Below are 23,311 nucleotides of genomic sequence, written 5' to 3'. Positions count from 1 at the left end.
AAACGGTCATATTTTTATAACAAAGAGAGAAATCTAAATGCTTAAGAAACTTGCTCTTGCTACAGCGCTTCTTGCTGGCCTGGGAACTGCACACGCTTATCAAACTGAAGTTGGGGCTTCTATTGATCTTCTTGATCATGACCAAGGTGGTTCGGATGTAGGTTTTGCTATCGATGGGACTTACTACTTCAACTCGGTCCAAGTCAAAAATTCACCTTTGAATGAAGCTGCATTCTTAAACCGTGCCAGCAATGTGAATGGTGTATTAAGCTATCAAGATGATTCAGACACGTTTGGCATTGGTGCTGGTATTGAGTATTTTGTTCCAAATTCAGACTTTTATTTAAGTGGTAACATTGCTCATTTTGATAATGATGCTGGTGACATAACTGGTTACGCTGCTGAAGCGGGTTATTTACCTGTTCCTGGCTTATTAGTAGCACTTGGTCTTGTAGGTATTTCTGAAGACAATGCAGACGATGAAATTGATCCAACTTTACGTGCCAAATATGTAACACAAGTCGGTCAATACGATATGAACTTCGAAGGTGGTGCAAGTTTCGGTGATATCGATGCTTATAACCTAGGTGCAGATTTATATCTAGACAAAACTTTCAGTGTTGGCTTAGGATTCTCTGACTCAGACCTAGAAGGTAATGATGTTTTTACTATTCGTGCCAAAAAATTCTTTAACCAACAAGTTAGCTTAGAAGGTTCGATTAATTTTGCTGATAATGCTGATATCTTTGGCGTACGTGGTGCATACCGCTTCTAATCTCTCCGATTAAAAGCAAAAAAACCGCTCACTCGAGCGGTTTTTTATGGTCTATTGTTCTAAATGGATAATCCGCATTTGCAAGCTGATATTGCCATTAAATACATTTTTATCCAGCTCATAGACCAATCGTGTATCTTTCATCGGGTCAAAGTCATATTTATCCGCTGCATTGAAAGCGATCGCATCCACGACCTGCCCATTCTCCAACGCCACACGTAACTTAAGATGCACATCTTTAAGCCAGCGATAGTCCATGATTTTGAACACACCATCAAAAATTGGTTGGGGGAATTTTTGCCCCCATGGACTTAAATTCTGTAATAAATCGACTGTTTCAATGTGAAAAGCAGAAGCTGGCAGCTCTCCATCCGTCCATAAAGTCGCAGTGAATAAATCCTCATCCATCGCACCAATCAGTACTTCAAAGACCTGCTTAAACTCGGCGAAATTTTCTTTTTTCAGGGTTAAACCGGCTGCTGCTGCATGGCCACCAAAATGACTGACTAAATGAGGATATTGCTCTGCCACCTGTTCAATCGCATCACGAATATGAATACCTTCAATCGAACGCGCCGAACCTTTGATATGAATCCCATCCTGATCCGCGGCAAAAACAATACTCGGACGATGGAACTGCTCTTTTAAACGCCCTGCTACAATCCCGATCACTCCCTGATGCCAATGCTGTTCAAACATGATCAACGCAGCAGGTAGTTCAGTGGCATCCCACTGGATTTTATCCAGCTCAAGCAAGGCTTCCTGCTTGATTTTACCTTCCACCTGACGGCGTTCGACATTGAGCTGATTCAGCTGTTCAGCCAGTGGATAAGCAGTTGTCAGATCAGGAGCCAGCAAACATTCGATCCCGATATCCATGGTTTCCATGCGTCCAGCCGCGTTAATCCGTGGGCCTAAAACAAAGCCCAAATCTTGAGCTTTCAGACCGGCAGGATCACGCTTTGCAATATCAAGTAGCGCACTGATCCCTGCACGGCACTGCCCTTGCTGGATCCGTTTCAGACCTGCATCGACCAGAATCCGGTTGTTGTAGTCCAAGCTCGCGACATCGGCATAGGTGCCGAGCGCTACCAGATCAAGATAATTGGTAATTACAGTAGAGGATTTTCCAAGTTTCTTGCGATGGGTAGACAGATTGGCCAATACATAAAAAGCCACCCCGACCCCGGCTAGTGCTTTGCTTGGAAAGTCGCAACCCAACTGATTGGGATTGACCACGGCTTCGGCTTTTGGTGTCGGCTTGGTCGTCAGATGATGGTCGGTAATGATTACCTGCATGCCATGATCCTGCGCCTGTTTTACTCCGTCATGGCTGGAAATGCCATTGTCCACGGTAATCAGTAAATCAGGCGTGAAATTGACAAAGGCCAGATCTGCAATTGCGGGCGTCAATCCATACCCATATTTAAAACGGTCTGGTACCAGATATTCAACATTGGCGCCCATATCGCGCAGTGCCAGCACCATGAGTGCAGTACTGGTCGCGCCATCGGCATCATAATCGCCGACAATCACGATTTTCTGGCCATGATCAATCGCCTGATCCATCAATTGAATGGCTTCAGGCAAGCCTTTCATGGTCGGTGCCAGCAAATGCTTCAGCTTGAGCTCAAGTTCCTGCTCGGATTCCACCCCACGACGAGCCAGAATCTCGGCCACAAATGCAGGGACGCCCAGTAAATTTTCAGGGCGTGTCAGCAATGGACGTTGTTTGATTTCCAGTTTTTGCATGGTTATGGCATTAAGCGCTCTAAAGTCCAGCCGGCATCGGTTTTGCGATAACTTAAACGGTCATGCAAACGGTTGGGACGACCCTGCCAGAATTCATAATAATCGGGTTCGAGACGATAACCGCCCCAGAATACCGGCTTGTCCAGCTGTTGCTGATTGACAACCTGGGTATGCAAATCCCAAAAACGTTGCTGCAATTCTTCACGACTGGCCACGATGCCACTTTGCGGGGTACTGATATGTGCAGCAATCTGGCTTTCTCGTGGACGTTTATGATAATAATCGGTCGATTCTTCTTCCGATATTTTCTTTACACGACCCGAAATACGAATCTGGCGCTCCTGATCCTGCCAGTAGAACAACAGTTCGGCATAAGGATTTTCAGCCAGATCCAGACCTTTTTGACTGTCATAGTTGGTATAAAAGTCATACCCTGCGTCAGTCGCTCCACGTAGCAATACCGTACGCACATGCGGACGACCTTGTGCATTGGCTGTTGCCAACGACATGGCATAGGGTTCATGCAATTTTGCTTCCAGCGCATGGTTAAACCATTGCAGGAACTGCATATGTGGATTCGGATTGACTTGCTGTTCCTGTAACTCGCCTTTTTCATAATTCAGGCGTAGTTCACTTAGATCCTTGATCAGATCACTCATTATCTATGTTCCCGTTAAGCTGCATTGGTACGCACAGCATCTGCCAGGCTGTTTGCAAGTGTGGTGACTTCAGCCAGATCATCGCCTTCGACCATCACACGAATGACAGGTTCTGTGCCGGATTTACGAATCAATAAACGGCCACGGCCTTTAAGCTGCTGTTCGGCTTTTTCAAATTCAGCTGCCAGTGCAGGCACTGAATAAGGATCAAACATGGCATTTAAACGTACATTGACCAAGACATTGGGCAACAGTTTAAAGTCAGCCACAAGTTCATGCAGAGCTTTTTTCTGCTCAACCATCACGGTTAAAACTTGCAGGGCTGCAATAATGGCGTCGCCTGTGGTGCTCTTGTCTAAAGTCAGAATATGACCAGAAGGCTCACCGCCAATGGTCCAACCATTTTCTTCCAGACCTTGCAATACATAACGGTCGCCGACTTTGGCACGTAATAACGGCACTTGTGCTTTTTCCAGTGCCAGTTCCAGCGCCATATTGCTCATTAAGGTACCGACGATACCTGCCGGTTTTTTCGAGCTTTGAGTCGCAAGAATATAAAGAATATGGTCGCCATCAATCAGATTACCGGCTTTATCTACGAGAACCACACGGTCAGCATCCCCATCAAAGGCAATACCCAAATCCGCTTGATGTTGAATCACGGCTTGTTGCAAGCTTTCCGGATGGGTTGAACCACAGCCCTCATTAATATTCAAACCGCTTGGCTCATTGTGAATGGCAATCACACGTGCGCCCAGTTCACGGAACACCGCAGGTCCCACGTTATAGGCTGCACCATTGGCACAATCCACCACAATGGTAAGTTCATTCAGATCCAGATGATACGGGAACGTCGATTTACAGAATTCAATATAGCGACCATTAGCATCTTTAACCCGGATACTCTTACCCAGATTTGCTGTATCTTCAATCAAAAAATCTTTTTCAAGTTCCTGATTAATTTCGTCTTGCAAGGCATCTGGCAGTTTTTTGCCTTCCGCAGAGAAGAACTTAATACCGTTGTCAAAATACGGGTTATGCGAAGCGGAAATGACAATACCCAAGCTGGCATGCAAAGCACGGGTCAGATGAGCAATGGCTGGAGTCGGTAGTGGACCTAAAAGATGAACATAAACGCCAGCGGCATTTAAACCTGCCTGTAAGGCAGCTTCCAGGATATAGCCAGACAAACGGGTATCTTTACCCAGAACCACCAATGGTTTGGATTTTTTACTATGACGTTTTAAAACTTTACCAGCCGCAAATCCCAGTTTCAGGGCAAACTCAGGGGTAATCGGCAATTCGCCAAACTTTCCACGAATACCATCCGTACCAAAATAACTCATCTTTATCTCACTTCTTAGCGGATGATTGATATCACCCATTTTTTTCCTTGAGTCACACTTTACACCAAAATAAAAAAGCCGTCATTTGCATGACGGCTTTTTAAAATTTTAAATCACAGGAAATTAACCTACGCGATAGTTTGGTGCTTCTTTGGTAATGGTCACATCATGTACATGCGACTCAGACATACCGGCAGAAGTGATTTTCACAAACTTGGCATTCTGACGCAGGTCTTCAATCGTCGCAGAACCGGTATAACCCATTGAAGAACGTAGGCCGCCCATCATCTGATGTACGATATTACCCATTGGGCCTTTGTACGGTACACGACCTTCAATACCTTCAGGAACCAGCTTCTCGGCACCGGCCTTGGAGTCCTGGAAGTAACGGTCAGCAGAACCTGTCGCACCCGCCATCGCGCCCAATGAACCCATACCGCGATAAGCCTTGTAGTAACGGCCCTGGAAGAATTCAACTTCGCCTGGTGCTTCTTCAGTACCGGCCATCAATGAACCAACCATAATCGTGCTTGCGCCCGCACCAATCGCTTTGGCCATATCGCCAGAGAAACGAATACCGCCATCTGCGATCAAAGGAATCTGATCTTTCAGCGCATTGGCAACAGAATCAATCGCAGAGATCTGTGGCATACCAATACCCGCCACAATACGCGTGGTACAGATTGAACCAGGACCAATACCAACTTTAACGGCATCCGCACCTGCATCAAGTAACGCCAGCGCAGCATCACCTGTCGCGATGTTACCGCCAATCACCTGAACTTGTGGATAATTGGCCTTAACCCAACGTACACGCTCGATCACACCTGCAGAATGGCCATGTGCAGTATCGACTACAATCACGTCCACACCTGCATCAACCAAGGCTTCTACGCGGCTTGGCGTTTCTGCACCAGTACCGACAGCAGCACCAACACGCAGACGACCCAGGTCATCTTTACAGCTATTTGGATACAATTCAGCTTTACGGAAATCGGTTACCGTAATTAAGCCTTTCAGCTCTTGCTGATCGTTGACCACCAATACTTTTTCAATACGGTGCTGTTGCAATAAAGCTTGGATATTTTCTTTAGATTCGCCTTCACGAACTGTCACCAGGCGATCCTGACCAGTCATGATATTGCTGACTGGCTGCTCAAGATTGGTTTCAAAGCGTGTATCACGACCGGTCACGATACCCACCACTTTGCCATCTTTCACAACGGGTACACCACTGATATTGTTGGCTTGAGTCAACGCAATCAGTTCACGTACTGTGGTTTCAGGAGTGACTGTAATCGGGTCTTTGACCATACCCGCTTCGAATTTTTTCACACGGCGCACTTCTGCAGCCTGAACCGCGATATCCATGTTCTTGTGCAAAATACCGATACCACCATTTTGCGCCATTGCAATTGCCATACGGGACTCAGTCACCGTATCCATTGCTGCAGACACAAGAGGAATATTCAGGTTAATGCCACGAGTTAAACGTGTCTTTAGGGAGACATCTTTTGGAAGAACAGTAGAATAGGCAGGGAGTAATAGGACATCATCGAAGGTTAACGCGTCTTGAACGATGGTCAACATAACAGTCTCACTGGTAATTTCCGTGCACTATTATAAACAAATATCGGCTTAAATTTCATTGCAATTGCAAAATTATTTTTTATTCAAGCTTCGTACACGCAGATCTATGGAAGTGCTAAAACAGCATCAATAATACCTCCGATCATGAAGTTCCCTATTTTAAAATATACCCCGATCATTTTAATGAAGTGAAAAGCAGAGCCTAAGCTCTGCTTTGGATGGATTTAGCTGACATATTCAAAACTGTCATCATTGTCGGCTTCATCAGTTTCAATCTGGACAAAGGGCAACATATTGTGTGCAATACGTGCCTTATTGCATTGCTCATCGGCAATCTGCACTTCTTTGCAGGATGAACTGCGCTGCTCATACATACCACAGCTGACCTGCTGGCCGATGGTGCCATCAAGTGCAATACAGCGTGGATTTTTCTGATTGGTTCCAGCCATACATGAATAGACTGCTGTCACAGGTTCGGTATAGTGCTCAGGCATATGAATTCCTTCAGCCCAATAAAACGAAACCCTGAAATAGGCGCAGCACGCCCCGCAGCTTAAACACGCATCCGGTTTTGGAACTTGAGACAACATTTCTTATAAGTTCTCGTCATCAAAAAAAAGTTTTTTTGGAGAAGAAATATAAAAAATGTTGTTTTTCCACACAAGAAAAAAATTATTTTTTGTGTGAACTATTCAGGACAGGTAAAAACCGTTTCATCCATCAGGTCAGTGCCGCATTCCAATGTTTCAATCCAGTCCAGAAACTGGGTGATCTGCTCTTTACCGATAAATGGTGTGCCATGTTGCGGCACAATCATCTCGATTTCCATGCTGCGTACCATTTTCACCCAAAGGCGAATCACCTTGTTATTGCACATATAACGTTGATGGAAGCTTTTCATTTTCGGGATATGCGCGGCAAAGTTTTCCAGTGGTTTGGCGGCATCTTCAACCATGGACGCGCCCATATCACCTGAAAACAGGATTTTGGCAATCGGATCATAAAACTGGAAATTTCCTACTGAATGTAGGAAATGCGCCGGCACCGCCACAATGTGTGAGTGACCCAACGGAACGATCTGACCATGATCGGGAAGTTCTACCAAGCGGTCCAACCAGTTACCTTTCATCCGGTCACTCATAAAGGCCGAGTTTAAGTGTGGTAAGAAACGCGCCCACAGCTTGGATGCCACCACTTTGGCGTCCGTATACACTAGCCAGCGCGGCATCGAGGTGATGATATCCGGATCCTGGTGCGAGGCCATGACATAATCCAGGTTGGCCAAACGGGTGTATTTATTCAGTTCCATGGTCAGCGGCACATAGGTTAAATCACCACCCGGATCAAGTACTGCTGCGCGCTCATGATCAATGATCAGAAACTGATTTGCCTGAACGCCTTCACCTTTGACCAGACTGGTAAAACTGATGCACTTATGTGTCCCGTTATCAAACAGAACCTGCGATGTGGTGCGTTCAAAAGCCATGTAAATTCCCCAATTTATAATAAAAATAACGTTTTTATACCCGTATAAAATATAAGGAATTTATCAAACTTACAATCAATAAAACTAGCCATATCACACTATTTATCAAGGTTTTGAGAGAATTTTAACCATAAAAAATCCTGAGTTTTTAGCTCAGGATTCATGTAATTTATTATTTTATAATTTAAAAGAAATAATGTTGGGCCAGGGTCGCGACACCAATCACCAGGAAAATCACCGCACCAATTTTATGAATCAGGCTGATCGGCAATCTGTCCGCCAGCTTATCTCCCAAAAACACTGCAGGCGCATTGGCCAGCATCATGCCTAGCGTAGTACCCAACATCACCCAGAAGACGCTGTCGAAACGTGCCGCCAGTGCCACTGTGGCAATCTGGGTTTTGTCACCAATTTCTGCCAGAAAAAACAAAATGAAGGTTGCACCAAATACCCCGAATTTTTGCCATTTATTGATACTGGCATTTTCATCCCCGAGTTCATCCGGAATCAGCATCCAGACTGCCATCGCGATAAAGCCAATCGAAACGATCCACAGCAGTACTTCCGGCCCAATCACTGTGGTTACCCATTGTCCCAATACTGCAGAAAGGCCGTGGTTAATCAATGTCGCCAATAAAATAGCAACTAAAATAGGAACAGGTTTGCGAAAGCGTGCGGCAAGCAGCAATGCCAGCAGTTGGGTTTTATCACCCATTTCAGCCAGTGCTACGATTGCAGTCGACAGTAAGAATTCATACATGAGGTCTTTCTCTGGCTAGCATCCAATACCAATGACTCACCGCTCCTGCTAGCCAAAATCTGCAGAGTGGTAAATCAAAGGTCTTGCCAACAAAAGAAAGCTTGGAAAAGCTGACTTGGTTCTTTGCTATGATGACCATGCCCGGTTGAGCAAATATGTTGACCATCACCCTTCTGCTTTGCGCAAAAGGCGGCTACTCCCCAATGAAGTGCGCCAAGTATAGAATCAAATAGATTATTTTTCAATGCAGCAAGAAAAAACCCTGCCGAAGCAGGGTTTTTATTTATACCTTCTTTGTATTTCTTCCTGAGCTTCAATTGAAATATTTTTCAATGAAGCGCAAGAGAAAAGAAAGTGAATCGAATTTAATTTAGATTAACAGCGTACGAATATCTTTGAGCAGCTTGGTCAGCTTGTTGGTGAAACGAGCAGCATCTGCACCATTGATCACACGGTGATCGTAGGACAATGAAAGCGGCAGCATCAAGCGTGGATCAAAGCCTTCACCATTCCAAACCGGTTGCATGGTTGCAGGAGAAATCCCCAGAATTGCCACTTGCGGCCAGTTCACCAATGGCGTAAATGCTGTACCACCAATTGAACCTAGGCTAGTGATAGTGAAGTTCGCACCTTGCAGATCTTTCGGCGACAACTTCTTGTCACGCGCTTTTTGACCCAGGGTTCCCAGCTCAGTGGCAATCTGTTTAATTGACTTCTGATCTGGGTGACGCAGCACAGGCACGGTCAAACCATCTGGCGTTGCGACCGCGATACCCATATGGATCTCGTTACGTAGCAATACTGACTTACCATCATCGGCCAAGTGACCAGCAAACTCACGCTCTTCTTTTAACAAGTGCGCAACTGCTTTGATGATGAATGCCATAATGGTCAGGCTTAAGCCTTCTTTCTTAAAGTTGCCTTTCAGTTCATTACGCCATGCTTCGAGTTCAGTAATATCCGCTGCATCAAACTGGGTCACTTGCGGAATGAAATTATTCAGCGACAACTGTGGAATAGACACTTGTTGCAAACGCGTCAAGGCTTTCTCTTCCACACCACCAAAAGCGCTAAAGTCTGGCAGCTTTGGTAGACCTGCGACTTGAGCAGCAGCGACTACAGGAGCCGCCTGTGGCGTAGTAAGACGCGTTTTGACATAGGCTTTCAGGTCTTCTTTCATGACGCGCGCATGTGGGCCAGATGCTTTGACATCTGCCAACACGACGCCCAGTTCACGTGCCAGTTTACGCACAGCAGGACCGGCATAGACTTTCGAGTTAGCCACACTCTGCTCTTTGGTCAGCTTATCGGCATTATCCGACGTCGCGACTGTTTGAGTAGAAGATGCAGCAGGTGCCGATGCTGCTTTTGCAGCAGGCGCTTTAGGTTCTTCTGCTTTGGCTGCAACAGGTACAGCAGCTGCTTGCGCTTCAGCTTCAATTGTTACCAGTGCAATGCCTTGAGAGACATTTTGACCCAGTTCAACATGAATGGCTTTAATCACGCCGGCTGTAGTGCTTGGCACTTCAACAGTCGCCTTGTCTGATTCCACCACGATGATGCTTTGGTCTTTTTCAACCGTATCACCGACCTGAACCAGAATTTCAGCTACAGCCGCCTTGTCTACACCCAAATCAGGCACCATCACTTCAACATCACCCGCAGGTGTTACTGGCGTTTCTGGTGCTTCGACTGCTTTCTCTTGGGCCGCCGCTTGAGCAACTGGTGCTTGAGGTGCTTCTGTCGGTGCTGATGCTGTCGAAACAGCCGTTTTCACTTTCAGAATGACCACACCTTCTTTAATGGTATCGCCTTCTTTAATCTCGATAGATTCCACCGTGCCCGCAACCGTACTTGGCACTTCAACAGTCGCCTTGTCTGATTCCACCACCACGATGCTTTGATCCACTTCGATTTCATCACCGACAGAAACCAGAATTTCACCGACAGTGGCTTTTTCTACACCAATATCGGGGATTTGAACATCAACCACCTGTGAGCTCGCTTGTGCCTCAGGAGCAGCAGAAGCTTTAGGCTGATGTGAAGCGATTTCCTGCATGATTTCCTGATCAGGCAAAGACGTCGGTGTATTTTCTGAGGTTTTTTGTGAGGCATCTGCTTGCTGTGGCTCGACCACATCCGTACTGCCATCTTCAGCTTGCAGTTCAATCAGTACCGCGCCTTCAGTCACTTCATCACCCTGACTGACCAGAATGCTTTTCACCACCCCTGCTGAAGTGCTGGGCACTTCAACAGAGGCTTTATCGGATTCAAGCAACACGATGCTGTCATCAATCGCAATCGTATCACCGACTTTGACCAGAATTTCGGCCACGGTTGCCTTGTCTACACCAATATCAGGAGTCGTAATTTGCATGCTTAGTTCTCCTCTTTGTAGTCAGCAACAGCATGTACAGATGGGGTTTCTTGAGGTGCCCAAGCCACTGGACGATCTGTATCAAGCTCGAAAGTCGAGATCGCATCTTTTACCAGACGCGCATCAACTTCACCTTCATCTGCCAGTTTTTTCAGGGTTGCCACCACAATATGGGCAGCATCAACACCGAAGTAACTACGCAAGTTGGCACGTGTATCTGAACGGCCATAACCGTCAGTACCCAATGCTACGAATGGACGGCCATCTGGAAGATAAGCACGGATCTGTTCGCTATAAGCACGCATATGATCGGTTGCAGACACCACGATACCTTCAGTACCACGGAGCTGTTTCGATACCCATGCTTCTTTCACATCTTCAGCCAGCGGATGCAAGCGGTTGTATTCTTCACATACCATACCATCACGTGCCAGTTCATTGAAGCTGGTTACGCTGTAGACATTTGAATGAATTTGATATTCTTCACGCAGAATCTTCGCCGCCTTGATCACTTCACGCAGGATTACACCTGAGCCCAGTAACTGAACAGTGGCTTTTTCATCTTCTTCCAGTAAGTACATACCACGCTTGATGCCTTCTTCAACACCTTTTGGCATTTCCGGATGCTCGTAGTTTTCGTTCATCACAGTCAGGTAGTAGAACACACGTTCCTGGTTCACATACATACGTTGTAAACCATCATGCACGATCACTGCTAGTTCATAACCGAAACATGGGTCATAAGAGACACAGTTTGGAATGGTATTGGCCAAGATGTGTGAATGACCATCCTGATGCTGCAAGCCTTCACCGTTCAGTGTAGTACGACCTGCGGTTGCACCCAGCAAGAAACCTTGTGCCTGTGCATCGCCGGCTGCCCATGCAATATCACCGATACGCTGGAAACCAAACATCGAGTAGTACATGTACATCGGAATCATTGGCAGGTTATTGGTTGAATAACTTGTGCCTAAGGCCGCCCATGCACTCATCGCACCAGCTTCGTTAATCCCTTCTTGTAGCATGTGACCGTCTTTGGCTTCACGGTAATGCATCAGCTGTTCTTGGTCTTCCGGGGTATATTTCTGGCCATGCGCGGCATAAATACCGAGCTGACGGAACATCCCTTCCAGACCGAAAGTACGTGCTTCATCTGGCACGATTGGAACAACGCGGTCTTTAATCGCTTTCTCTTTAAGAAGTGCAGAGATTAAACGTACCATCACCATCGTGGTCGATTGTTCTTTACCATTTGAACCAGCCAAGACCGAATCAAATACTGAAAGTCCAGGAATCGCCAGCTGTTCGCTTTCTTTACGACGTGCAGGCAGGTAGCCACCTAGCGCTTCACGACGTGCCTTCATATATTTCAATTCAGGTGAATTTTCGCTTGGACGGTAGAATGGTACTTCTTCCAGCTGTTCATCGGTGAAAGGAAGATTGAATCGGTCACGCACATATTTCAAAGAATTGATTTGCATCTTCTTGATTTGGTGAGTTTTGTTGACTGCTTCGATTTCCTCGGACAAACCATAACCTTTCACGGTTTTCGCCAGAATCACGGTCGGCTGACCTTTGGCCGTACATGCTTCGGCATAAGCAGCAAAAACTTTGTACGGGTCATGACCACCGCGGTTCAGATTATCAATATCTTCATCGCTTAAATCTTTCACCAGCTCTTTGGCTTCTGGATATTTACCGAAGAACTTTTCACGCGCGTAAGCACCACCTTTTACCTGGTAACGCTGGAAATCGCCATCGACTGCTTCTTCCATCACTGCTTTCAGTGCACCGGATTTATCTTTATCCAGTAGTGGATCCCAATGACGGCCCCACACAACTTTAATCACACGCCAGCCTGCGCCGCGGAATAGTGACTCAAGTTCCTGAATGATCTTGCCATTACCACGTACCGGACCATCCAGACGTTGCAAGTTACAGTTCACCACCCAGATCAGGTTATCGAGCTTTTCGCGACCTGCCAGAGAAATTGCACCCAGGCTTTCCGGCTCGTCCATCTCGCCATCGCCCAAATACGCCCAAACCTTACGATCTTCTTCTTTGATCAGGCCACGGTTCATCAGGTACTTTTGAATATGTGCCTGATAAATCGACATGATTGGTCCAAGACCCATCGATACGGTTGGGAACTGCCAGTAGTCCGGCATCAAATAAGGGTGCGGATAAGATGGCAAACCTTTACCGCCCACTTCACGACGGAAATTATTCAAATGCTCTTCTGTCAAACGACCTTCTAAAAATGAACGCGCGTAAATACCAGGTGCACAGTGACCCTGGTAATAGATCATGTCGCCGCCGAAGCTATCGCTATTGGCGCGGAAGAAGTGGTTAAAGCCCACATCATAAAGGGTTGCGGAAGAAGCAAAACTCGCCAGGTGACCACCGAGATCATCACCGGTTTTATTCGCGCGTAAGACCATTGCCAAGGCATTCCAACGGATCAGCGCGCGAATACGACGCTCCATGTCCTGGTCGCCCGGCATGGCAGGTTGTTCTTCAACAGAAATCGTATTTAAGTAGGGAGTATTTAAACGCTGAATAGGAACATGCTTTGCAATTGCGCGTTGATAAAGTTTTTCTAACAAAAATGCTGCACGCTCAGTGCCCATGTGCTGCAAAACAGAGTCAAATGCATCTTGCCATTCTTGGGTTTCTTGCGCGTCTGTATCGCCATAAAACGCCATAATCTACAGTTCCTAAAAGCCTAATCTAATGTCTTATATGTACCATATTTGAGACCTCAGCAGGTATGGCCTCAGCTGAATGCGATTTAGCAGTACTATTTAGGAACTAAATGATGGGTGACGTATAATTACACAACATAACAAAAAATAGTCAATAAAGGCGATTTATTATACAATCATTATAATAGTTGGTGATAATATGATATCTAAAAGCGATAAAACAAAAAGCCCTTCAAGTTGACTTGAAGAGCCTTCAGCTTAAACGCTTTAAAATGCTTATCGGAGATTTTTTATGTATAGAGATGCATCTTGTTATTCAGGTCTATACTTAAGGTAACATGGCCAAATAAGTAGATGGGTTTTTACGTTGACCGTCTTTTACTACTTCATAATGCAAGTGTGGACCGGTACAGCGACCAGTACAACCAACGTTGGCAATATGATCACCCGCTTGCACCTGCTCTCCCACACGTGCAATAAGACGTGAAGCATGAGCATAGCGCGTTAAATAGCCATTGCCATGATTGATTTCAACGTATTGACCATAACCTGTACCCCAACCTGATTTGGTCACAATCCCTGGACCTGTTGCATAGATTGGTGTACCACTTGGCGCTGCAAGATCAAGGCCTGAATGATTTTCAGCACGGCCACCCATAGTACGGCCACCGTAATTTGAACTTACGCGAGAATTAGGTAAAGGATGAGAAATTAACCAAGAATAAGCACTATTTGCTGCCGCTTTGTTGGATGAAGTATTGGCATACTTCTGAGCAAGCGTACGATTGTTCAATTCAACCGGCTTCTCACGAAGCTGAACATTCAATTTAGTCTGTGCTGGAATATCGATATCATCTGGATGAGTATATGCACCCTGTGCCAGAGTACGCGTCAATTGCTCGATACGATCTGTTGAACCATTTTCTTGATTTAGATTGACTAAATCTGCGAACGCAACCGAAGCCGCTGAAACTGATAAAGAAAATGCCAACAAAATACGTCGCATATGCATAAAAAACCTCTCTAAACTGCTTTAATCGAGTTCCTTGAAGATCTCTATCCTTGATATCCACTAAAAGAAGCGCATAAGATTAAGACATAAATATGTAGGAATTATGTATGTCGGAACCTGTCAACGTTTTTCAACAAACAAGAAAACAGATAAAAACAGGAAACTTTTCGTTTCTCTCATCACAAGTCGCTGCCTGGCAGAAACTTACGAAACTCGTACAACCGCTATTGCCCCAACCGGAACGCTGGCAAGTTGTCTGCTATCAAAATGGTGTGTTAACGATTACTGGTGAAAATCAGGCCATGATCAGTCAATTGGCCTATCTTCAAAAGCAATACATTTCACAACTCTCTCAAATAAATGAATTAACAGATCTCACTAAACTTCAAGTTTGCCTGCGGAATCCTTCGCAAACGCCACCTGTTTCAGCAACACCTGAAAGAGCCTTAAATGCAGAAACACAGGAATTACTTCGTAGTGCTGCTGACTTTATAAGCGACCCTAAGCTTAGCCAAGCTTTACTACGTTTGGCAAGCAATAAAAAGTAACATCGCAATCAAATGTAATAAATTAAAAAGCAAACATTATGTGATGTGTGTCACAGTATTAAAGCAATAACAAAAACATAAAGACACAAACACAATGACTTATGTCACATTCACATACATGATTGGACAATTGGCTTCGTCATCAAATGTTACAATTTCATAGCAGCTTGGATCACTTTTCACATTGCGTAAAAGTTGATTATTCAAGGCATGTCCAGATTTGTAACCATCAAATTTGGCAATAATCTGATGTCCGAGCAGATATAAATCACCCACGGCATCCAGAATTTTATGACGTACAAATTCGTCCGAGAAACGTAAACCTTCTTCATTAACGACCCCAGTTTCATCCACACCAATGGCATTTTCCAGACTGGCACCCAGCGCCAGGTTATTGGCTTTGAGATAATCCAGATCTTTCATAAAACCAAAGGTACGCGCTTCACTGACTTCATAAACGAAGGTTTCAGTAGAAAAATCGATACTGGCAGACTGATGTTCTTTTTTAAAGGCAGGATGATCAAAATCAATGGTGAAATTCAGCTGAAAGCCCTCATGTGGGCTAAAAATGGCACGTTTGTCATCAATCAGTGCTTCAACCGGTTTAATAATCTTGACGAATTTTTTAGCAGCATCCAGCTCTTGCAAACCGCCCTGCATCAACAGGTAAATAAACGGACCTGCACTGCCGTCCATAATCGGGACTTCAGAAGCCGATACTTCAATAATCAGGTTATCAATGCCCAGACCAGCGATCGCACTCATGACATGTTCAATGGTGCCCACTTTGGCATTTTCCTGAACGAGGTTCGAGCACATAAAGGCTTCCTGAATCAGCATGGCATCAGCTGGAATGTCCACTGGTGGGTTCAGGTCTATACGACGAAACACAATTCCCCCATCGGCATGGTGCGGCACAAAGTTAATCATGACTTTCTGCCCACTGTGAAGACCGATTCCGCTCGCTTTCACGACACGTTTCAGGGTACGTTGTTTCAACATGCTTTTATCATCTGTTCATCTATAAAACCGCTATACGTTAGCATATTTGGCCATTGATAAAAAACAAAAAGGTGGCTTAAAAGCCACCTTTCCTGTCTAATCCATCTAAACACATGATGTTACATGTTATTTACGCTGTTGATTCTTAAGATAATCCTGAATGCTCATTGGCGTTGGGCGCGAGCTAGAAACCGAAGCCGCCGCTGGATTCGCTGCTGCCCCTGTTTCATGCTGCTGACGCTGAATTGCCGGTACATCATCATCTTCCACCACAGCCTGTGCAACTGCTGCTGGACGAGTTGCCTGTACATTAGTACGTTTGGTCGGTTCAACTGAATCCGCTGCATGACGGGTTAAACCTGTTGCAATCACAGTCACGCTGATTTCATCACGCGCATCCGGATCAAAAACGGTACCGTAGAACACCTGACCCTCATCTAAATCGACAATCTGGTTCACGACATCAGTAATTTCTTCAATTTCACCGAAAGTCACATCATCGCCACCGGTCACGTTAATCAGAATACCTTTGGCATTCATGATAGTCACGTTGTCGAGTAATGGACTACGGATTGCCTGCTCAGCAGCCTGACGTGCACGATTCTCACCACGCCCCAGACCCACACCCATCATGGCATAACCACGGGTGCTCATGGCTGTTTTCAAGTCAGCAAAGTCAAGGTTGATATGGCCAGGACGGACGACTAAATCAAAAATACTGCGTACTGCATTCAGTAGAACATCATCCGCTTTTTTATATGCATCTTTCATTGAAATATCACGGAAGACTTTCAATAGACGCTGGTTTGGAATGATGATTAATGAGTCTACATGCTGCTCAAGGGCTTCGATGCCTTTTTCAGCAGACTGTAAACGGCGTTTGCCTTCAAAGTTAAATGGCGTGGTCACGACACCAACGGTCAGGATACCCATTTCTTTCGCAATTTCAGCCACGACTGGCGCTGCACCGGTACCGGTACCACCACCCATACCTGCAGTAACAAAGACCATATCGGTCCCTTCAAGCTGCTGGCGGATCAGTTCACGGCTTTCTTCTGCTGCGGTCTGGCCGACTTGCGGATTTGCACCTGCACCCAGACCACGGGTACTTTGCTCGCCCAGCTGAATTTTAAATTCGGCTTCCATGCGATCCAATGCCTGCTTGTCCGTATTGGCACAAACAAACTTTACGCCCTGGATATCGGACTGCAACATATGTTGTACAGCATTACCACCCGCACCACCTACACCAAACACAGTGAAACGGGCTTGACCATTGCTATCGCTATGATCGTCTTCGAAAAATTCAAATGAGGCCATGACCTATAAAATTCCTAATTCATAATTGGCAGTCACTAAGCCCGTATACTGCCTTAATCTTAATAAAATTGTTTTTAAGAATGCTGCTCATGCGTTCACTTGTCAAGTACAAGCCCGATTAACTACATCTTCCCAACAATATTCACAATAAAAATCGACTTAAAAGATTGATTTCAAGGTGTCATTAAAGCCAAACAAGGCTCTTTTGACCCGCTTAGCCAATGACAACCGTTCTACATCATCCTGTTCCACAATTGTGTCCTGGGTATCACTCTGACTAAACATCAGCAAACCAGCCACAGTACTATATTGCGAGCGGCGTAAAGCAGCCTGATGTTGTTCGTCTGCATACACCTGAGTCGGCGGATTACCTAAATGCGCCGAGACCCCCATGGTACGGCGAACAAAGCTCACCATTCCTTCGATATGACTAGCATCGCCGGTCAATACCACACCATGATACAAGCCCTGAAGAGCACCGTTTTTCACCAATTCATCACGCACCAGACCCAGAATTTCTTCATAACGCGCCATGATGATTTCAGTCAATTCAATCCGGCTGATGGTTTGTGGCCCATCAATCCCCTGGAACTGAATCATATGATCCGGCTTGACCACTTTCAGGTCGACACAGCCATACAATAATTTCAGACGTTCAGCTTCTTCGGTCGTGGTTTGCAATACTGCTGCAATATCACGGGTCACATGTTCACCGCCACGTTGGAAGGTATGGGTTAAGGCCAAACGACCATCCACATACACTGCAACATTGGTCGTGCCGGCACCGATATCTACTAAGCATACGCCATATTCTTTTTCGTCTTTCAGCAGGCTGGCTTCAGCAGTAGCCAAGCTCGACACCACCATTTTTTCTACACCAATATTGGCACCTTTCAGGGCGCGATCAATATTCTGCATGGTACTGATCGGCAGCATCATCAAATGATAGTGTCCGGTCATGCTATGTGCCGACATCCGAATCGGGTTTAACACCCATTCCGGTGAGTCGTCCAGCTCAAAACCCAGAGGCACAGCACTGACCAGATAATGATCTGAAGTCAAATGACTAGCTTTAGCCAATTCCAGTGCACGCACCACTTCACTGGTGGTAATCGCATGCTCGCTATTGTCGATCGAGGTGCGACCTGAAGCATAAAAGCTTTTTAATTCGGCACTTGGAATAGAGACCCAGGCAGAATGTACACGACATTCCGCCATATCTTCTGCTTCTTGAACGGCATTTTTAATTGCAGTAATAACTTTATCGAGACTGACAATTTTCCCTTTACTCATGCCTCGGTTACGAGCGGTGGCCATACCAATCACTTGGATATTGTCTGGCGCGTGTACCTTGCCAATCAAAACTGAAACTTTGTGTGTCCCAATGTCAATCGCCACAACCGAGGGAACAGCTTCACTCATTATTCACTACTACCATTACGTGTTTGTTAGATTTATGGCTTTAAATGCCTCTATTTTTTAAAGCCGGTCATTATGGCTTTACTGTTACATTATTCTCAACGCCCGTGTCATCAATGGTTACAATAAAATGTCCATTTACAATTTTAGGCGGAATTGAATTTTTCCACTGGATCGACAATCCATTGCGATAACGCAGGTCGATGGCCGAAATTTTAGACCAGACCGGCTTCAAATCACTCTGAGACAGATGGCTCAGGCGTTGTAATTTGCTCATGGTCTGATCTTTATCCACAATTATTCTTAAACCCGAATCAAACTGCATAAACCAGGTCATTCGCTCGGTGAGATATAATTCTTTTAGACGAATGCCTTGTGGCAAAAATAATTGATTAATTTCATTATAACGACGCATCATGGTTTCTGCATGGCTCGCCGGCCCATGTAGTAACGGTAATGCCTGATAATTCTTGGGTGTGACTTCCGTGAAAATCACACCACTGTCACTCAATAAACGTCCCGTTCCCCAACGCGCAATCGCATGATGCGGCATCACCCGCACCCGAATGCCATTTGGCCAGGCTCGGGAAACCACAACCCGATCTACCCAGGACAATTCCAGGGTACGATCACGGATCGCTTCCAGATCTGAAGTAAAATAGTTTTTGGTCACAATCGGTGACACATATTGCATGACCTGACGCTGTTCAGCAGCCGAGCGCGTACCTATCACGCCCAGCTCTGCCACGTCACTATTGGTCATGACCTTATATAAGCCCAATATTCCAAAGGCCAGCACCAATACCGCAATACACAACAATAACCAGCCACCAAAATTGGTCAGCTTTTCTTTGCGTGTCGGCGGCTTGTCGTGAATTGAGGTAATCGCAGCACGTTTACGGCGCATGGAAACAGGAAGTTGAGCCATATTTAGTGTGCCGAACCAGTCAAGGTCTGTTCCAGAATCGCCACACACAGCTCATCAAAACTGTATCCGACTGCAGCTGCCGCTTTTGGCACCAGTGAATGACTGGTCATGCCTGGCACGGTATTCACTTCAAGCAACCAGAAGTTGCCCTGTTCATCCTGCATGGCATCAATCCGGCCCCAACCGCTGGCACCGACTGCCTGGAATGCGCGCAAACTTAAGGCTTTTAACTGCTGCTCTTCAGCTTCAGTTAAACCACATGGAATGCCATATTGCACATCATTACGCTGATATTTCGCTTCATAATCGTAGAAAGCAACATCTTGAGGCGGTTCAAGACGAATCACAGGTAGCGCCTGACCATTTAAAACCACAATGGTGTATTCACGGCCGGTAATCCATTTTTCTGCCATCACCACGGCATCATGTTCAGTTGCCTTGGTAATTGCTTCAGCAAAGTCTTCAATTTTCTCAACCTTGCTCATGCCGATACTGGAACCTTCATGTACCGGCTTGATAATCAAAGGCAAACCTAAAGCATTAACAATGTCGGTCGCATCAGAATCTTTGGTGACAATGCGATACGGCGCTGTCGGCAATTCCGAACCCTGCCAGACCTGCTTGGTCTTGACCTTGTCCATGCCGATCGCAGAACCTTGTACGCCCGTACCGGTATACGGTACGTTTAACCATTCCAGTGCGCCCTGGATCTGGCCATCTTCCCCGCCACGTCCATGCAATACAATGAAAGCACGATCATAATTTACCAGCTCTGTGACACTACGCTGCTGCGGGTCAAACGCTTCTGCATTGACCCCTGAACGCACTAATGCCTCAAGTACCGCCGTACCACTGTCTAGAGAAACCTCACGCTCTGCAGATTTACCACCAAGCAACACGGCAACTTTTCCGAATTTTGAAGCATTTGACACGTTTATATCCTTAAACTTTTTTCAATCTGGTCAATTCAATTCAGTCACACAAGATGACTATTTTATATATAAGTGATTTTGTGCAAGTTCGACTGAGATTGCTCCAACATTACCTGCGCCCTGGGTTAATAACAAGTCATTTGCTTGCAATACTTTTCTCATGATCTGATTCAGGTTGCCGTCCGCCGCATCAACCAGAATCGGCTCAACTTCGCCACGTAAACGAATGCTGCGGGCTAAACTACGGCTATCCGCCCCGACAATCGGTTTTTCACCGGCAGGATAAACATCCAGCAACAACAATTGGTCTACAGTCGAAAGCACTTCCACAAAATCATCAAAACAGTCACGGGTACGGCTATAACGGTGTGGCTGGAACATCATTACCAAACGACGGTCCGGGTGACTCTGACGCGCGGCTTTAATCGTCGCTTCCACTTCTTTTGGATGGTGACCATAGTCATCCACCAGTTTCACATTACCACCGTCAATTTCAAACTCACCCTGAACTTCAAAGCGGCGACCCACACCACTAAAACCTTCCAGTGCACGGCAGATTGAAGCATCCGACACGCCTTCATCGGTTGCTATACCAATCGCGGCCAGGGCATTCAGCACATTATGCAAACCTGGCTGGTTGACCGTTACACGCAATGGCTCACGCTCTTTACGCAATACGGTAAAGTGGGTTTGCATGCCATCCTGATCAACATCTACTGCGCGGATGTCATTGTCTTCATTGAAACCATAAGTCAGTAACGGACGTGCAATTCGCGGCATGATTTCACGGATATTGGCATCATCACCACAGACTACGGCCAAGCCGTAAAATGGCAATTTTTGTAGGAACTGGATAAAGGTATCTTTCAGGACATCGAAGCTACCGCCATAGGTATCCATATGATCGGCATCAATATTGGTCACCACGGCAGCCATCGGTTCCAGGTGCAGGAAAGAAGCATCTGACTCATCGGCTTCGGCCACGATATAACGGCTGGCACCCAAGGCTGCGTTCATACCGGTACGGTTCAGTAAACCACCGATCACATAGGTTGGATCCATGTTTTCTTCAGCCAGCATACAGGTGATCAGGCTGGTGGTCGTGGTCTTGCCATGCGTGCCGGCAACGGCAATACCATGACGGTAACGCATCAGTTCACCCAGCATTTCCGCGCGGCGAACCACAGGGATACGATTTTCAATCGCAGTTTTAATTTCCGGGTTTTCCTGATCAATCGCGGTAGACACCACGATCACATTAGCACCTTTAATATTATTTGCAGTATGTCCGATATAGACTTTAATCCCGTTTGCTTCCAGCTGCGCTGTGGTCTTGGAAGCCTTGATATCTGAACCAGACACTTTGTAGCCTTGGTTTTTCAGCACTTCTGCAATACCACACATGCCTGCACCACCGATCCCCACAAAATGAATGTGTTTGATACGGCGCATTTCCGGCACTTTGATTAATTTTTTCGCTTGTTCAGCTGGGGTTGTTGGAGACATAGTTTACTCGGATGATAATTCTTGAATTAAACGGACCACATGTTGAGTCGCATCGGGTTGAGCCTGGCGGCGTGCTTTCACGGCCATTTCCATTAACAGCTGGCGATTCAGCATCGGCTCTAATAAGGTTTTTAAACTGTCCGGGGTCATAGTGGCCTGCGGGCAAATCTTTGCCGCATTGATATTGGCCAGGAAACCGGCATTGGCCGTCTGGTGATCATCGACCGCACTTGGCAGCGGCACAAAAATCGCAGCGACCCCGGCAGTGGCAATTTCAGTCACGGTCAATGCACCGGCACGGCAAATCACCAGATCGGCATCAGAATAGGCGTTGGCCATATCTTCAATAAAGGGCTGGACTTCAACTTGCAGATTGGCCGGTGCATTTTCATAACGTGCCCGTGTCGCCTCGGCATGATTTTGCCCACACTGATGATAGACATTTAAAGGTACATTCAGTTGCTTTAAGGCTTCCGGAACCCGTTCATTTAAGGCTTGCGCCCCCAAGGACCCGCCAACGATCAGAATACGTAAAGACAATCCAGCCTTGTCACGCTGCTGATAACGCCAGGACGGATTTAAAATTTCGCTAATTTCCTGTCGTACCGGATTGCCGGTGGTGACGATTTTTTCCTGGGCCGGAAAAGTATTCGGGAAAGCCTGGCACACTGTTTTTGCCACACGCGACAATTGGGTATTGGTAAAACCGGCGACTGCATTCTGCTCATGGATCAGCACCGGAATACCTAAAATACGCGCAGCCAGACCACCCGGCCCGGCTACATAACCACCAAAGCCGGCGACGGCATCGACCTTGAGCTGTTTCATGAATTTCATGGCACTGAAGGTGGCTTTCATAATTTTAAAAGGGGCCAAGGCTTTACGTACAAAACCATTGCCCCGTACACCCTGAATATCAATCTGATAAATGGGAATATTCTGGTTTTTTAATAGACGGTTTTCCATGCCTGCGGGTGTGGCCAACCAGGAGACCTGTATACCTTGTTGTTGTAAATCTTTGGCAACAGCTAACGCTGGAAACACATGTCCACCTGTACCTGCGGCCATCATCATGACATGTTTAGGCTGTTTTTGCTGAGCGTCGGTCACGGTCTAATTCTTCAATTCAAAAAATGGAGCAGGAAATCTGATTTAAGTAATCAATTGTAATCACAAACCTCAGGCCATGAAAGT

General features: G+C 46.0%; 19 protein-coding genes and 1 riboswitch. Of the genes, 2 read left to right on the top strand and 17 right to left on the bottom strand.

From position 1 onward, the window contains the following. Positions 1-37 precede the first annotated feature (37 nt). Positions 38-775, top strand: a complete 738-nt coding sequence (locus FTV42_RS06945; protein WP_004281339.1) for a putative porin — start codon at positions 38-40, stop codon at positions 773-775. Positions 776-826: 51 nt separating this feature from the next. On the opposite strand, the gene recJ is transcribed toward FTV42_RS06945, so the two are convergent. The 10 genes from recJ to FTV42_RS06895 form a co-directional block, all read right to left on the bottom strand. Next, entirely contained in the window at positions 827-2,527 is a 1,701-nt protein-coding gene (gene recJ / locus FTV42_RS06940; RefSeq protein ID WP_180038205.1) for a single-stranded-DNA-specific exonuclease RecJ, read from the bottom strand. 2 nt (positions 2,528-2,529) lie between these two features. Then, entirely contained in the window at positions 2,530-3,186 is a 657-nt protein-coding gene (pdxH, locus tag FTV42_RS06935) for a pyridoxamine 5'-phosphate oxidase (RefSeq protein WP_180038203.1), read from the bottom strand. 14 nt (positions 3,187-3,200) lie between these two features. Then, a complete protein-coding gene (gene glmM / locus FTV42_RS06930) occupies positions 3,201-4,532 on the bottom strand; it encodes a phosphoglucosamine mutase (protein WP_180038201.1) in 1,332 nt (443 codons plus the stop codon). Between the two features lie 123 nt (positions 4,533-4,655). Further along, positions 4,656-6,122: an IMP dehydrogenase gene (guaB, locus tag FTV42_RS06925; protein ID WP_004281332.1), complete on the bottom strand. Its 1,467-nt coding sequence runs from the start codon at positions 6,120-6,122 to the stop codon at positions 4,656-4,658. A 224-nt stretch (positions 6,123-6,346) separates the two neighbouring features. Continuing rightward, complete coding sequence (locus tag FTV42_RS06920; RefSeq protein ID WP_080591854.1) at positions 6,347-6,712, bottom strand: YkgJ family cysteine cluster protein; 366 nt, start codon at positions 6,710-6,712, stop codon at positions 6,347-6,349. A 98-nt stretch (positions 6,713-6,810) separates the two neighbouring features. Continuing rightward, the gene (locus FTV42_RS06915; RefSeq protein ID WP_180038199.1) at positions 6,811-7,608 is read right to left on the bottom strand and encodes an MBL fold metallo-hydrolase; all 798 of its coding nucleotides are present in this window, start codon (positions 7,606-7,608) and stop codon (positions 6,811-6,813) included. Positions 7,609-7,792: 184 nt separating this feature from the next. Continuing rightward, positions 7,793-8,368, bottom strand: coding sequence for a TMEM165/GDT1 family protein (locus FTV42_RS06910; protein WP_180038197.1), 576 nt, complete (start codon positions 8,366-8,368; stop codon positions 7,793-7,795). 73 nt (positions 8,369-8,441) lie between these two features. Continuing rightward, a riboswitch (yybP-ykoY riboswitch) is annotated at positions 8,442-8,582 on the bottom strand. A 156-nt stretch (positions 8,583-8,738) separates the two neighbouring features. Continuing rightward, positions 8,739-10,745, bottom strand: coding sequence for a 2-oxo acid dehydrogenase subunit E2 (locus FTV42_RS06905; RefSeq protein WP_180038195.1), 2,007 nt, complete (start codon positions 10,743-10,745; stop codon positions 8,739-8,741). A gap of 2 nt (positions 10,746-10,747) precedes the next feature. Next, on the bottom strand, positions 10,748-13,450 hold the full coding sequence (gene aceE / locus FTV42_RS06900) for a pyruvate dehydrogenase (acetyl-transferring), homodimeric type (protein WP_044111347.1): 2,703 nt from the start codon (positions 13,448-13,450) through the stop codon (positions 10,748-10,750). A 328-nt stretch (positions 13,451-13,778) separates the two neighbouring features. Further along, positions 13,779-14,462, bottom strand: a complete 684-nt coding sequence (locus FTV42_RS06895) for a M23 family metallopeptidase (RefSeq protein WP_005245719.1) — start codon at positions 14,460-14,462, stop codon at positions 13,779-13,781. Between the two features lie 107 nt (positions 14,463-14,569). Here FTV42_RS06895 and FTV42_RS06890 point away from each other — a divergent pair, with 107 nt between their 5' ends. Beyond that, positions 14,570-15,010 (top strand): DciA family protein, encoded by a 441-nt coding sequence (locus FTV42_RS06890; protein ID WP_004729162.1) that lies wholly within the window; start codon positions 14,570-14,572, stop codon positions 15,008-15,010. Positions 15,011-15,109: 99 nt separating this feature from the next. Here FTV42_RS06890 and lpxC read toward each other — a convergent pair whose 3' ends face one another. The 7 genes from lpxC to murG form a co-directional block, all read right to left on the bottom strand. After that, positions 15,110-16,012 carry a UDP-3-O-acyl-N-acetylglucosamine deacetylase gene (gene lpxC, locus FTV42_RS06885; RefSeq protein ID WP_004647241.1) on the bottom strand — a complete coding sequence of 301 codons (903 nt, stop codon included), beginning with the start codon at positions 16,010-16,012 and terminating at the stop codon, positions 15,110-15,112. Positions 16,013-16,138: 126 nt separating this feature from the next. Next, positions 16,139-17,332 (bottom strand): cell division protein FtsZ, encoded by a 1,194-nt coding sequence (ftsZ, locus tag FTV42_RS06880; protein WP_044111346.1) that lies wholly within the window; start codon positions 17,330-17,332, stop codon positions 16,139-16,141. Between the two features lie 159 nt (positions 17,333-17,491). Beyond that, positions 17,492-18,754, bottom strand: a complete 1,263-nt coding sequence (ftsA, locus tag FTV42_RS06875) for a cell division protein FtsA (RefSeq protein WP_005245712.1) — start codon at positions 18,752-18,754, stop codon at positions 17,492-17,494. A gap of 70 nt (positions 18,755-18,824) precedes the next feature. Further along, on the bottom strand, positions 18,825-19,679 hold the full coding sequence (locus FTV42_RS06870; RefSeq protein ID WP_180038193.1) for a cell division protein FtsQ/DivIB: 855 nt from the start codon (positions 19,677-19,679) through the stop codon (positions 18,825-18,827). A 2-nt stretch (positions 19,680-19,681) separates the two neighbouring features. After that, a complete protein-coding gene (locus FTV42_RS06865; RefSeq protein ID WP_180038191.1) occupies positions 19,682-20,611 on the bottom strand; it encodes a D-alanine--D-alanine ligase in 930 nt (309 codons plus the stop codon). Positions 20,612-20,668: 57 nt separating this feature from the next. Beyond that, entirely contained in the window at positions 20,669-22,117 is a 1,449-nt protein-coding gene (murC, locus tag FTV42_RS06860) for a UDP-N-acetylmuramate--L-alanine ligase (protein ID WP_180038189.1), read from the bottom strand. A gap of 3 nt (positions 22,118-22,120) precedes the next feature. After that, positions 22,121-23,227 (bottom strand): undecaprenyldiphospho-muramoylpentapeptide beta-N-acetylglucosaminyltransferase, encoded by a 1,107-nt coding sequence (gene murG, locus FTV42_RS06855; RefSeq protein ID WP_180038187.1) that lies wholly within the window; start codon positions 23,225-23,227, stop codon positions 22,121-22,123. Positions 23,228-23,311: the final 84 nt, after the last annotated feature.

The sequence above is a fragment of the Acinetobacter sp. YH16052 genome, from assembly GCF_013417155.1.
GTDB lineage: Bacteria > Pseudomonadota > Gammaproteobacteria > Pseudomonadales > Moraxellaceae > Acinetobacter.
This window is presented reverse-complemented; position numbering and strand designations above follow the sequence as displayed.